Below are 12,932 nucleotides of genomic sequence, written 5' to 3' on the forward strand. Positions count from 1 at the left end.
GCCGCAACGCGTCCTGTACTTCGGCTTCATGTTCCTCGTACTGATCGGAGGCGCGTAAGAGAGCTTCGATGCTCAGCTGCAGTACTATCCTCAGTTCTTCGATCGATTTCTTCGCAGAGCCCGGCCCGTTGGCGGCGTCGTATTGGTACTGGGCTACGAGCTAGCTGACCGTAGTCATGGTCTCCGAGTTTTGTTCCTGCTCGAAGTTCCGGAGCGTGGCCTCTGCTTCCTCGATGTCCTTCAAACTGTTTCGCAGCGCCTTGAGTAGGTGCTCCGCGCTCTCCTTGGTGACCGTGAATCCGCCGTTCTTGGCCGACTCGACCAGTGCGCCCGCCGACTTCTTGGCCTGCTCCATCGAGCCGGTGCCCAACGAACCGTTCGCTCCGAACAGCCCGTCCCATATCGAGCCGGAGGCCCCGCCCGGCTTCCCCGTAGCACCGCCGCCGCTGAGGTCCAGGTCCTTCAATTCGGTCACGGCTTGCCCCCATCCGTGTCGTTGTCCACCGTGCGAGACCGTTCGGATCCGAAGTGTAGACAGGCTTTGGGCTCCTCGGTGTGGGATCGGACGTATGACACCCGTCTCGTCGATCACCGCGGACGTGGGAACGGCGGCGCGGCGGATGTAGCCGCCGGGGAGCCCTCCTGCCTGCGATCATGACGGCCGTCTCATCGCTGAGAGCGTAGGAAAGAGTAATCGTGAGGTATGCTAAGGATGTGTCGGAAACCGCTGATGAACGATCGCTGGCCAGCCGTCTTCGGTTGGCGGTCGTTCGGCTGAACCGCAGGCTGCGAGCGCAACGAGCCAGTGACGACGTCTCACTGACTCAGATCTCGGCTTTGTCCTCGCTATACAAATGCGGTCCTATGACACCCGGGCAGTTGGCCGCCCGAGAGGGAGTGCAGCCACCGTCGATGACGCGAGTCATCTCGGCGCTGGAGGGCATCGCCTACGTCGAGCGCAGCCCCCATCCCACTGACGGGAGACAGGCGATCGTCGCCCTGACCAAGGAAGGGCAGGACTACGTGCGGGCCACGATCTCCCGCCGGGAAGTGTGGCTGGATCAGCGGTTGGCCGAGCTGACCGAGAGGGAGCGTCACGTGCTCTCCGAGGCGGCGGAAATCATCGAACGCATGGCCAGACACAGTTAGACGACATCCATGACGGGAGGCGACACCACCGCGTGACTAGCACGGCTAGCGCAGCGAATACCTCACCCGAACTACCCGTAGTCCCAGACAAAGCCGGCCCGCCACGATCACGCTCCGCGCCCGAACGCTCGCGCGGGATGTTCGCCTCTCTCCGGGTCCGCAACTATCGCCTCTTCTTCAGTGGCCAGATCATCTCCAACATCGGCACCTGGATGCAACGCATCGCCCAGGACTGGCTGGTGTTCGATCTCAGCGGCTACAATCCGGTGGCCCTCGGCATCGCCGTCGCGTTGCAGTTCCTGCCGACCCTGTTGCTGTCGCTGTGGGCCGGGGTGCTCGCCGACCGTGTCGACAAGCGCAAGCTGCTCATGGCGATCCAGTCCGGCATGGCGTTGCAGGCCCTCGTGCTCGGCGGCCTGGTGTTGAACGGCGCGGCGCAACTGTGGCAGGTCTACCTGCTGTGTTTCGTGCTCGGCACTCTGTCCGCGCTGGAGGTGCCGACACGGCAGGCGTTCGTGGCCGAGATGGTGGGCCGCGACCAGACCGCCAACGCGGTCGCGTTGAACTCGTCGATCTTCAACCTGGCCCGGATCGTGGGTCCCGCCATCGCCGGGTTCGCGATCGTGCTCGTGGGCATGGGTTGGTTGTTCATCGCCAACGCCGTGAGCACCGTGGCCGTCATCGCCGGTCTCGCGTCGATGAGGTCGTCCGAGCTGTTCCGGTCGCCCGCCGTCGACCGTGCCAAGGGGCAGTTGCGGGAGGGGCTGCGTTACGTGCGCAGCAGGCCCGATCTGGTGACCGTGATGGTGCTCGTGTTCTTCGTCAGCACGTTCGGCATCACGTTCTTCACCTCGCTCGCCATCGTGGCGGCCAACGTCTTCGGCACCGAGGCCGACGGCTACGGGATGCTCTCGACGATGCTCGCCGTGGGGACCTTCACCGGCGCGTTGCTCTCCGCGCGGCGGGGGAGTCGGGGCGGGCCGAGTCTGCGTGTGTTGCTGGTGTCGGCGGTGGCTCTGGGGCTGATCGAGTTCGTCGGCGCCTTCATGCCCACGTACGCGCTGTTCGGAGTGGCTCTCATACCGCTGGGCTTCGCCACGATCACGTTCCTCAACACGGCCAATGCGCTCGTGCAGACGACGGTGAGTCCGCAGATGCGAGGCCGCGTGATGGGGCTGTACGTGCTGGTCCTGATGGGCGGCAACCCCGTCGGTGGTCCGATGACGGGGTGGATGGCCGACACCTTCGGTGGGCGTTCCCCGTTCTACATCGGGGGCGCCGTTGCGCTCGTCGCGGCCCTGATCTGCGGGTATGTGGCCTATCGGGTGCAGCAGCGAAACATGCGACCGAGCCCCTTGTCCGAGGAGTGAGGTTAGGCTAACCTTAACTCAGTCGCTTCGTGGTGGGAGCGGCAGTCAATTCGGGAAACGAAAAAGGCCCCGCTTTCGATACGCCCTCGAAAGCGGGGCCTTTCTCATGCCGGTCTCACACCGGTCCCGTGGTGGGAGCGAGAACCGTCAGGGCAGCAGCAGACCGTTGCGTCCGGCCTTGGCGTCCTCGAAGCGCCGACCGATCTCCGCCCAGTCGAACACGTTCCACAGGGCGTTGATGTAGTCCGGCTTCACGTTCTTGTACTGCAGGTAGAACGCGTGTTCCCAGACGTCCACCAGCAGGATCGGAACGGTGGGAAGCACCATGTTGTTGTGGTGGTCACGCAGCTGCTGCGTGATCAGCGTCTTGCCGATCGGGTCCCACGACAGCGCACCCCAGCCGTTGCCCTGGATGGTGGTGCAGACTGCGGTGAACTGGGCCTTGAACTTGTCGAACGAGCCGAACGCTTCGTCGATCGCGGCGGCCAGCTCGCCGGTCGGCTTGTCGCCACCGTTCGGCGACAGGATCTTCCACCATACGACGTGGTTCGCGTGGCCCGCGAGGTTGAACGCCAGGGTGGTCTCCAGGCCGACGATCGAACCAAAGTCGTTCGCTTCCCGCGCGGCGGCCAGCTTCTCCAGCGTCTGGTTGGCACCGTTGACATAGGTCTGGTGGTGCTTGCTGTGGTGCAGCTCGTTGATCTCGCCGGAGATGTGCGGCTCGAGGGCACCGTAGTCATAGTCGAGGTCGGGAAGCTCGTACGTGGGCATGAGCCCTCCTTCTTGTGTTGCGGACCAAGCCTTGCCGATGCTGCCAAACCTAGTAGCCACTATGGGCTCAGGCTAACCGGGGCGTGACCAAGTTGACCTTGCAAAGTGGAGTTAGGTCGAGGTCAAGGTGTTGTTACGGCAGACACACTCGTGCGCTGTGTGGGCGCGGGCACGGCGTGGTAGTGCGTCAATCCAGCGGCCAGGAATGCACGGGCTCGCCTGAGCGCGACAGCTCCAGATACCGCGCGAGCATGGTGGCGAGCGCGGAGTCCCTGTCCATGCCGCGTTCCTCGGCCCGAAGCACGGTGTCGCGCTGCCACATGCTGCCGGTGCGCCGCCGCAGACACCGCTGCTCGATCACGCCCAGGTACCGGTCGGCGACCGTGTCGGACACACCCGAGTCCCGCAGTCCCTGCCGAGCCAGCGGCAACAACACCCGCAGCGCCAACTCGTCGGGCGGAATCCACCCGATACCGGGCCAGTACAGCTGCGCGTCGAAACCGTTGCGCGCGCCGGCGTAGAGGTTCTCCTCGGCCGCCTGGAACGACATCCGAGTCCACACGGGCCGTTCCTGCTCCGCCAGCGCTCGCTGTGCGCCGTAGAAGAAGGTGGCGTTGGCCATCATGTCCAACACGGTCGGACCCGCCGGGAGCACACGGTTTTCCACGCGCAGGTGCGGTTTTCCGTCCACCACGTCGTACACCGGGCGGTTCCACCGCCAGATGGTGCCGTTGTGCAGTCGCAGTTCGGTCAGCTTCGGCGCCCGGTTCGACTCCAGCGCCTCCATCGGATCCTCGTCGTCGGTCTCGGGCAGCAGTCCGGGGAAGTACCGGACGTTCTCCTCGAACAGGTCGAAGATCGATGTGATCCATCGCTCGCCGAACCACACTCTCGGCCGCACTCCCTGGTTCTTCAGCTCCTCCGGCCGGGTGTCCGTGGCTTGCAGGAACAACGGGATGCGGGTCTCGTGCCACAACGCTTTGCCGAGCAGGAACGGTGAGTTCGCGCCGAGTGCCACCTGCACGCCCGCCAGGCACTGTGCGGCGTTCCAGTGCGCCGCGAACTCCTCCGGCGCCACCTGCAGATGCAATTGCACCGACGTGCACGCCGCCTCCGGCAGGATCGACTGCGCGAGCACGCGTAACCGCTCGGGGTCCCGGCCCGGCAGGCCGATGCCCTCCAGCGACAACAACGGCTGCTCGCCCCGCGAGGCGAGGATCTCGTCGTTGAGCAACGAGTACCGGGTGCTGTGGGAGATCCACTTCTGGTCGAAGTGCTCGGAGCGCAGAGTCGGCAGCACGCCGATCATCGCGATGAGCGAGCCGACGGCATCGGCTCTGGTGTGCGCCTTGTGGAGGTAGTCGTCCAGCACCGCCTCCAGGCGCAACGCTGAGGTGCCGTCCAACGGGCACGGTGGCACGTTGAGCTCGATGTTGTGTTGCGACAGTTCCGTGGTGAACGACGTGTCGTCGAGCGAGGCCAACACCGCGGTGTTGGCCATCGACGGGCGCATGATCTCGTCGACGAGGTTCAGCTCGACTTCCAGGCCGATGTGTTTGCGTGGGAACGTGAAGCTGCCGTCCGAGAGCATTCGCGCCAGAGTGTCCAGACAGCGTTGTACCTTGTGGCGGTACCGCCCCCTGTCCCTCGGGGTGAAGGCGTTCGGTGACACGTCCTTACCCATGGGGTTCGTTCCTTTTCGTGCTCGGCCTCGGCTCCCGGACGCCTCGGCGTTGACCCCTGCCGGCGGCAACGGTGACACACCCGGGTGACCTCGACTAGCGGCCAAACCGGTGCACTCCGTCACTCGGGGATAACGCAGTGCATCCGAAGGGCCGTTCGTACGACCGGGTTACCCAGCGTTCGGAGCACCGATACCCGGTGGGATGGAGGAGTGCGACACTCCCGTGCGTGGCCTTGCTGATCGACATCGACGACGCGGCCGATCCGCGCCTGGACGACTTCCGTGATCTCACCGTTGCCGATCGAAGGCCGGACCGGCCCGGTGGGCGCGGCCTCGTGATCGCGGAGGGCACGGTGGTCGTGCGGCGCCTGTTGAGCTCGCCGTATCCCGTCCGCGCGTTGCTGGGTGTGCCGAAGCGCATCGGCGAGCTCGTCGACGACCTGGCCACACTGGACATGCCCGCGTATGTCACCTCGGACCGGGTCATGACCGAGGTCGTGGGTTTCCACCTCAATCGAGGAGTGCTCGCCGTGGCCGACCGGGCGCCGAGACCGACGTTGGACGAGGTGGTCGTCGATGCGCGGGTGCTTGCCGTGGTGGAGGGCGTCAACGACCACGAGAACCTGGGCGCGATGTTCCGCAACGCCGCCGCGCTCGGAGTGGACGGGGTGCTTCTGGGCGCAGGGTGTGCCGATCCGCTGTATCGCCGGAGTGTGCGGGTGTCGATGGGGCACGTGCTGCGGATGCCCTTCACGGTCGCCGAACAGTGGCCGCACGCGCTCGACGAGCTACGAAAGCACGGATTCCACGTCGCCGCCTTCACACCTCGCGCCGAGGCGGTAACGTTGCGCGACGTGCGTGAGGCGGGCCACTGCAGGATCGCGTTGCTGTTCGGTTCGGAGGGGCACGGCTTGTCCCAGGCCGCCCTCGACGCCGCCGACAGCGAGGTGCGCATCCCGATGGCGTCGGGCGTGGACTCGCTCAACGTCGCCACGGCGGCCGCCGTGGCGTTCTACGAGCTGACGAGGTGAGGTTGCGCGAGGAGCGTGGGTGAGCGGTGTGACAGACAAGGCCGAGCTGCTGCTGCGCGACGACCGTGCGGTCATGGTGCGGCGACGCGGCGAGGGCGGCCGGGAGACCCGGGGCGGGACGGCGGGCGTGTCCGCCGAGGCCGACACCGTCCGTCGCCGGAACGATGCCCGGAGCGACACCGCCGTGGCCGAGGGCGGCGACCTGGACGACCTGGTGGGCGCCGAGCTCGCCGAGGCCCTCGACGAGTGGGCGCGGGTGTGCGCGGCGTTGGTGCGTACCGGAGGCGATGCGGGTCGCGAAGTCGTGTCCCGGCGTGGCAGACAGCTCGTGTCCAGAGTGGCGACGGTGTTGGGGGAACCCGTGCGTTACCGCGACCCCATGACCGATGAGACGGCCGTCGTCCACCCCCCTTCACCCGGCCTCCGCCGGGCCGCCCCACCGCCCGGGCCGTCGCGACACCACCCGGTCGCCCGTTCGGCCGGTCCGGCTCCGCCGTGGGGGACCGGCCTCACCGCCGCCGGGTTCGTCGCCGTGTTCGTCATCGTCGCGATGCTCGCGTTGGCGCAGTCACTGGCCTCCGAGACCATGGGATGGGTCGCCGTGCTCGCCGCAGCCGTGGTGACCGGTGGCCTCGCCCCGTCGCTGTGGCTGGGCCGCACCGTCCCCGTGGTGCGCTGGGTGGTGCTCGGGGCCGTGGTGGGCATGGCGTTGTCATGGGTCGGTGTGCTGTTCGTCGCATTCTCCTGACGCCCGACTTGGCCCGATCGAACGCGGACCGTCACCGACGTGTTGCGGGTACAGGTTGGGCCGACCGGAGCAGGGGGTAGTTTGACCCCATGTCTTCACCCACCAATTCAGACTCGCCCCACGTCGTGGTCACCGGAGGCTGCGGCTTCATCGGGCGCGCAGTCGTCGCTGCGTTCCGACGTCGCGGCGCGCGGGTGACGATCGTGGACCGGGAATCGGTCACCGTGCACGACGAGGGGGTCGTCGCCGTTCAAGGCGATCTGGCCGACCCGGAGGTACGAGAACGCGCCGTGGTGCCCGGGACCGACGGGATCATCCATCTCGCGGCCGTGACCTCCGTGCTGCGTTCGGTGGAGATGCCCGCGAAGACGTACACGGAGAACGTGGCCATCACCCACGAACTGCTGGAACTGGCGCGGATGCACGGCGTGCCCCGCTTCCTCCTTGCCTCCACCAACGCCGTGGTCGGAGACGTCGGCACATCAACCATCACCGAGGACATGGCATTGCAGCCGCTCACCCCCTACGGCGCCACCAAAGCGGCCTGCGAGATGCTGCTGTCCGGCTACGCGGGCGCCTACGGCATGGCCACCTGCGCACTGCGGTTCACCAACGTCTACGGCCCCGGTATGAGCCACAAGGACAGTTTCGTGCCCCGGCTCATGCGAGCGGCGCTGCACGACGGTGGGGTGAAGGTCTACGGCGACGGCCTGCAGCGGCGCGACCTGGTGTTCATCGACGACGTGGTGCGGGGCATCGAACTCGCGTGGGACTCCCGGCACGTGGGCAGGGCCATCATCGGTGCGGGCCGCTCGGTGCCGGTCCTGGAACTGATCGACACGGTCCGCGAGGTCACCGGCTGCCCCATTCCCGTCGAGCACGTTCCCGCCCCGGGTGGTGAAATGCCCGCGGTGGTCGTCGACATCTCCCGCAGTGCCGAGACCATCGGGTACCGCCCGGCGTACAGCCTGCGAGACGGACTGGCCGCCACCTGGCAGTACTTCCTCGACCACGACAGGCAGAAAGTGTTTTAAGAAGTGCCGGGGTTCCTCCGCCGCCACTGGCTGCTGCTTTCCCTGCTCGCCGGCGGCATCACGTTACGTGTGCTGGTGTGGCTGGCGTACGAACCTGCCCTGCTCTACATCGACAGCTTCCGGTACCTCGGAAACCTCGACGCCCTGCGGCCCACCGACCTCAACCCGCTCGGGTACACGGTGGTGCTCAAGCTGCTGCTCTCCTTTGGCGGGCTCGCGTTCGTCCAAGCGGTACAGCACCTGGTCGGGGTATTGCTCGCGCTGTCGCTGTACGCGCTCACCCTGCGGTACACGTCGAGGACCTGGATCGGCGCGCTGGCCGCCGCTCCCGTGCTGCTCGACGCCTACCAGCTGCAGATCGAAGCGCTCGTCATGTCGGAGGTCTGGTTCCAGGCTCTCCTGGTGGGTGTGCTGTGGGCGCTGCTGGGCAGGGGCGAGCCGACGTGGGGGCGAGCCGCCCTGGCGGGGGTTCTCATCGGCTGCGCCGTGGTCACGAGGACCATCGGCTTCACCCTGGTGGTGCCGATGGTGGTGTACCTGGTGCTGGCGGGCGGCGCCTGGCGCAGCAGGGACGGGTGGAAACGCATCGCTGTGCGGGGCGCGGCCGGTCTGCTCGGCGTCGCCGCGGTCCTGCTGCCGTACTCGGCGTACTTCTACTCGCAGGCCGGCTACTGGGGGCTCACCGGCGCGACCGGCAACGTGATCTTCGGCCGCACGGCCACCGTCGCCGACTGCTCGAAACTGCCCGAGGACGACCCGGGACTGCGACTGTTCTGCCCCGACGAACCGCTCGACGAACGCAGAGGCATCGACTACTACACGCATTTCGTGTACGGCGACCCGGACTGGCCGCCGGAGGGACTGCCCGACGAACGGACCAAGGAGGACCTGGCCGGTCAGTTCGCCAAGGAAGTCATCCTCAACCAACCGGTGGACTTCTTCGGCTCGATCGCGCGGGACTTTTTGAAGAACTTCGACCCGGTCAAACGCACCCACCCCAAGGACGTGCCCGTCGAACGCTGGCACTTCCAGGTGACCTACCCCTACTACGACGTCGGCTCCGAATCGGTGGAGCGGTACAACGCGGTGACGTACGCCTACGACGGTGTGTTGCCGGACGCCGATACCGAGCTCGCGTCGTTCCTGCGGGCCTACCAGCTCGGCGGCGGCTACACGTGGGGGCCGTTGCTCGCCGCGTTCGCCATGCTCGGACTGCTCGGCGCCGTCGGAGTCGGCAAGGCTCGCCGGTCGGGATTGAGATCGGCCGCGTTCCTCGCCACCGGCGGTGGCTTGATCATCCTGATGGGAGCCGCGGCGTTCGAGTTCTCCTGGCGATACCAGCTTCCCGCGCTGGTGCTTCTTCCCCTCGGAGGTGCGCTCGGGCTCGCTGCGATCCTGGGTGCGCGCCCCGAGACATCCGGTGTGACAACAGGACGGAGGACCAAGTTGGACGACTACCCCGACGAGACCGACTCCAAGGCGGTGGCCGATTTCCGGCAGCGCTACGGCAACAATCCGCTCACCCCGCTGGTCGTGGTGATCGCCGCCTACAACGAGGCCAAGGGCATCGGCGCCGTGCTGCGGGAAATGCCCACCCACGTCGGTGACCTGCCCGTGTCCACACTCGTCGTGGTGGACGGCGCCACCGACGACACCGCCGAGGTCGCACACCGAGCGGGCGCGTACGTGTGCGTGGCCGACCGCAACCGGGGCCAGGGAGCGGCCCTCCGCCTCGGCTACCACCTCGCCGCCGAATGCGGGGCGCGCTACATCGTCACCACCGACGCCGACGGACAGTACGACAACAACGAGATGCCGCTGCTGGTCAAACCGCTGCTCGACGACACGGCCGACTTCGTCACCGGCTCACGCAGGCTCGGCAGCTACCAGCACGACAGCGCCATCCGCTGGCTCGGCGTACGGGTGTTCTCCTGGATCGCGTCCCTGCTGACCCTGCGCAGAATCACCGACACGTCGTTCGGATTCCGCGCGATGAAGGCCGAACTCGCGACATCGGTGACGCTGCGCGAACCGCAGTACCAGTCCTCCGAGCTGCTGCTCGGCGTCATGGCACGAGGAGCACGGGTACTGGAAGTCCCCATGACCATGCGCCTGCGCAACAACGGCACCAGCAAAAAGGGCCGCAGCATCAAGTACGGCGCCAACTACGCGAGGGTCATGCTTTGGACCTGGGTTCGGGAGTACGTGCTCCGCGGCGGAAAACGAGCCGGTCGAGCAGTGCGAACTTCATGACGAACACGACCGCGTAACTGCTGAGGAACACAGCGTCCAAAACGAGGATCCGGAGGAGACCGGTCAATCCCAACGGTTCCGTGAGCCACCCGGCCAGCGTGGTCAGTCCCACCGACGCCACCCCGGTGAGGGCTATGACCACCAGGTACGGCACGAGCTCACCCTTCACCGGGGGCTTGCCCTTGCGGCCCCACGCCCAGCGCCGGGCGATGAAGAAGTTGGGAATCGCACCCGCGATGAAAGCCATGGCGCTGGCCAGCGCCGGAACCGCTCCCCACCACAGAAGGCCGATCAGGGTGACTTGACTGATGGCGGTCGCCAGCACGGAACTGGTGGCGGCCCTGAAGAGCCGGACCAACAACCGGGGTTGTTTCACCGGGACGGACATCGGCGGTTCCGTAGCAGCCGGAGTAGCGGTGCTCACTTCTCCATTGTGCATACCCGCCATCGAGGCGTTCGCCGAACGCCCCGTATTCTCCGTGGAGGTTGCTCCGCGTGCCCGTGTGGTACACGGTAGTCCTGTACATATGAGGGGTTCCGCCCGGACAACAACCCGGTCCGGGCGTAGGCAGTAACGGTCTGGAGGCAGGCGAGTCGTGCGAGTCCTCGTTCTCGGTGGTGACGGATATCTGGGGTGGCCGACAGCCCTCCATCTCTCGGATTGCGGCCACGAAGTCGCCGTTCTCGACAACTTCGCTCGCAGAAAGTACGACGAGGAACTCGGTTCACAGAGCCTGGTCCCGATCGAGGACTTGGACGTCCGCGTCGCGGCGTGGAAGGAGGTCTCCGGTAAGGAGATCCCCATGTACGTCGGCGACCTGCTGGACGCCGACTTCCTGTACCGGGCCGTGCGTGAGTTCGAACCCGACACGATCATCCACTTCGGCGAGCAGCGGGCCGCGCCGTACTCGATGATTGACCGCGAGCACGCCGTCTACACGCAGCACAACAACGTGATCGGCAACCTCAACGTCATGTACGCCATCGCCGAGATCAACCCTGAGATCCACTTGGTGAAGCTCGGCACGATGGGTGAGTACGGCACCCCGAACATCGACATCGAGGAAGGCTGGATCGAGATCGAGCACAACGGTCGCAAGGACCGGATGCTCTTCCCGAAGAAGGCGGGCTCGTTCTACCACCTGACCAAGGTGCACGACTCGCACAACATCGAGTTCGGTTGCCGGATCTGGGGCATGCGCGCCACCGACCTCAACCAGGGCATCGTGTACGGCCAGCAGACCGAGCAGACCACACGTGACCCGCGCCTGGCGACCCGGCTCGACTACGACGCTGTCTTCGGCACCGTGCTGAACCGCTTCGTGATCCAGGCCGCGCTGGGCCAGCCGTTGACCGTTTACGGCAAGGGCGGCCAGACGCGCGGCATGCTGGACATTCGCGACACTGTGGAGTGCGTGCGGCTGGCGGTGGAGAACCCGGCCGAGCGTGGCGAGTACCGCGTGTTCAACCAGATGACCGAGAGCTTCTCGGTGAAGCAACTCGCCGAGCTCGTCGCAGAGGCATACCCGGGTTCCGTGCAGATCGACTACCTCGAGAACCCGCGCTGGGAGCTGGAGGAGCACTACTACAACGTCAAACACACGGGGCTTTTGGACCTGGGCCTCAAGCCGCACCTGCTCTCCGACACGCTGATCGAGTCGCTGTTCCCCATCATCGAGGAGAACAAGCACCGCGTGGACATGGGGAAGCTGCTTCCGAGTGTGAAGTGGGCGAACGCCAAGAACTCCTGATGTGACGACACAGGTGAAAGCCCCCACCGAGGGTGGGGGCTTTCACCTGTCGGTGTGTCCGCAGTTTGTGTAGCTGTGTCCGCAGACCATGTCGATGTGTCGCAGTGTGTGCCGATGTGTCCACGCCGGACGATGCCGCTAGGACTACGCAGGCTGCGGACACGGCTACCTAACCTGCGGACACGGCGTCGCAGGCTGCGGACACGGTGGGGCTTTAGCCTCGTTGGCTGCGCACTCCCAGGAGGACGTCCTCCCAGGCCGGCACAGTGGGGTGGCCCTTCTTCGACTTGCCGCGGGCGGAAACGGCGGACGAGGTCTGCTCGGGCACCAACCCGTTGTCGTCGTCCTGCCGTTCGGCGCCACGATCGAAGCGATCGGCGCGATCATCCGCAGGTGTGGGGATCGGCGCTTCGATCACCATGGCACCTTCTCGTTCGAACGAGGGCAGGCCGTGCGCGGGACCGTCCTCGTACACCGGCTCACCTCGCCGACCGACGGCCCTGGGCGCGTGGTACGACTCCGGGTCGAGCAACGTCTCGGCCAACTCGTCCAGCGCCGTCACCGTGCCGCCGTGGGCCCCGGGGGAGTACGACCAGCGTGCACGGTTGTCCGAACGGCCCGCCGTCCAGGACAGCCCGACGACCCACTTGCCCTCTTCCGACCGCCACGCGTCCCACTTCGCTTGTGCGTAGTCCTGCCCCCGCAGCGCGAACGAGTGAGCAACGACCTCACCGAGAGTCCGCACGTCAGGGCCGTCCTCGCGGACGGGGTGGGCGCGTTGCGCGAGTTCGGCGGTGCGGGACCGCTCCAGCAACACCGGATAGGCGAACCGTTCGACGCGCGTTGTGGACATGCCCGCAGCCGACGCGACTTCCTCGACCGACTCCCCGGCCCTGATGCGAGCCTGGATCTCACGCGGCCGCATCGTGTATTCCTGCTCGATCTCGATCTGGCCGAGTCGAGCGATGTCACCACGAGCGGCCGCACGCAGCCGCTCGTCCGCGGGCAGGAGGAATCGTTCACGCCGCTCCGGGTCTTCGCACACGATGGACTTGCCGTCCTCGTGCAACCCGACCACTCGTAGCGTTCGCATTCCCGCCTCCGAAAGACATCACCTATGTGGGCGTCTACGGTAGAACGG

12 protein-coding genes are annotated in these 12,932 nt (G+C 66.4%); 7 read left to right on the forward strand and 5 right to left on the reverse strand.

All coding sequences use genetic code 11. The features are described from left to right. Window positions 1-160: 160 nt before the first annotated feature. A complete protein-coding gene (locus tag M7H19_RS13225) occupies window positions 161-475 on the reverse strand; it encodes a hypothetical protein (protein ID WP_298181129.1) in 315 nt (104 codons plus the stop codon). A gap of 239 nt (window positions 476-714) precedes the next feature. Between M7H19_RS13225 and M7H19_RS13230 the strand changes: the two genes are divergently transcribed. Further along, the gene (locus M7H19_RS13230; protein WP_298181130.1) at window positions 715-1,149 is read left to right on the forward strand and encodes a MarR family transcriptional regulator; all 435 of its coding nucleotides are present in this window, start codon (window positions 715-717) and stop codon (window positions 1,147-1,149) included. A 32-nt stretch (window positions 1,150-1,181) separates the two neighbouring features. Continuing rightward, entirely contained in the window at window positions 1,182-2,519 is a 1,338-nt protein-coding gene (locus M7H19_RS13235; RefSeq protein ID WP_298181133.1) for an MFS transporter, read from the forward strand. 147 nt (window positions 2,520-2,666) lie between these two features. Here M7H19_RS13235 and M7H19_RS13240 read toward each other — a convergent pair whose 3' ends face one another. After that, window positions 2,667-3,290, reverse strand: coding sequence for a superoxide dismutase (locus M7H19_RS13240; RefSeq protein WP_298181134.1), 624 nt, complete (start codon window positions 3,288-3,290; stop codon window positions 2,667-2,669). A gap of 187 nt (window positions 3,291-3,477) precedes the next feature. Beyond that, entirely contained in the window at window positions 3,478-4,974 is a 1,497-nt protein-coding gene (locus M7H19_RS13245; protein WP_298181136.1) for a glutamate-cysteine ligase family protein, read from the reverse strand. Between the two features lie 227 nt (window positions 4,975-5,201). On the opposite strand from M7H19_RS13245, the gene M7H19_RS13250 reads away from it, so the two are divergent. The 4 genes from M7H19_RS13250 to M7H19_RS13265 all read left to right on the forward strand — a co-directional run bounded on the left by M7H19_RS13250 (window position 5,202) and on the right by M7H19_RS13265 (window position 10,040). Further along, window positions 5,202-6,005: an RNA methyltransferase gene (locus M7H19_RS13250; protein ID WP_298181138.1), complete on the forward strand. Its 804-nt coding sequence runs from the start codon at window positions 5,202-5,204 to the stop codon at window positions 6,003-6,005. 19 nt (window positions 6,006-6,024) lie between these two features. Next, the gene (locus M7H19_RS13255; protein WP_298181140.1) at window positions 6,025-6,753 is read left to right on the forward strand and encodes a DUF2537 domain-containing protein; all 729 of its coding nucleotides are present in this window, start codon (window positions 6,025-6,027) and stop codon (window positions 6,751-6,753) included. A gap of 89 nt (window positions 6,754-6,842) precedes the next feature. Beyond that, a complete protein-coding gene (locus tag M7H19_RS13260; RefSeq protein WP_298181142.1) occupies window positions 6,843-7,787 on the forward strand; it encodes an NAD(P)-dependent oxidoreductase in 945 nt (314 codons plus the stop codon). A gap of 3 nt (window positions 7,788-7,790) precedes the next feature. Continuing rightward, window positions 7,791-10,040 carry a glycosyltransferase gene (locus M7H19_RS13265; protein ID WP_298181144.1) on the forward strand — a complete coding sequence of 750 codons (2,250 nt, stop codon included), beginning with the start codon at window positions 7,791-7,793 and terminating at the stop codon, window positions 10,038-10,040. On the opposite strand, the gene M7H19_RS13270 is transcribed toward M7H19_RS13265, so the two are convergent. Beyond that, window positions 9,964-10,488 (reverse strand): GtrA family protein, encoded by a 525-nt coding sequence (locus M7H19_RS13270; RefSeq protein WP_298181145.1) that lies wholly within the window; start codon window positions 10,486-10,488, stop codon window positions 9,964-9,966. The genes M7H19_RS13265 and M7H19_RS13270 overlap by 77 nt on opposite strands. A 148-nt stretch (window positions 10,489-10,636) precedes the next feature. Here M7H19_RS13270 and M7H19_RS13275 point away from each other — a divergent pair, with 148 nt between their 5' ends. Beyond that, window positions 10,637-11,791: an NAD-dependent epimerase/dehydratase family protein gene (locus tag M7H19_RS13275; protein WP_298181147.1), complete on the forward strand. Its 1,155-nt coding sequence runs from the start codon at window positions 10,637-10,639 to the stop codon at window positions 11,789-11,791. A gap of 214 nt (window positions 11,792-12,005) precedes the next feature. Here the strand turns inward: M7H19_RS13275 and sepH are convergent, their stop codons facing one another. After that, the gene (gene sepH, locus M7H19_RS13280; protein WP_298181148.1) at window positions 12,006-12,884 is read right to left on the reverse strand and encodes a septation protein SepH; all 879 of its coding nucleotides are present in this window, start codon (window positions 12,882-12,884) and stop codon (window positions 12,006-12,008) included. Between the last annotated feature and the right edge of the window lie 48 nt (window positions 12,885-12,932).

This window comes from Saccharomonospora sp. (assembly GCF_027317685.1).
Taxonomy (GTDB): Bacteria; Actinomycetota; Actinomycetes; order Mycobacteriales; family Pseudonocardiaceae; genus Saccharomonospora.

What these genes read in the sequence shown, in the direction of transcription:
- M7H19_RS13270 (WP_298181145.1), bottom strand. Translation starts at nt 10,488, where the DNA reads ATGGCGGGTATGCACAATGGAGAAGTGAGCACCGCTACTCCGGCTGCT.
- sepH (WP_298181148.1), bottom strand. Translation starts at nt 12,884, where the DNA reads ATGCGAACGCTACGAGTGGTCGGGTTGCACGAGGACGGCAAGTCCATC.
- M7H19_RS13240 (WP_298181134.1), bottom strand. Translation starts at nt 3,290, where the DNA reads ATGCCCACGTACGAGCTTCCCGACCTCGACTATGACTACGGTGCCCTC.
- M7H19_RS13245 (WP_298181136.1), bottom strand. Translation starts at nt 4,974, where the DNA reads ATGGGTAAGGACGTGTCACCGAACGCCTTCACCCCGAGGGACAGGGGG.
- M7H19_RS13260 (WP_298181142.1), top strand. Translation starts at nt 6,843, where the DNA reads ATGTCTTCACCCACCAATTCAGACTCGCCCCACGTCGTGGTCACCGGA.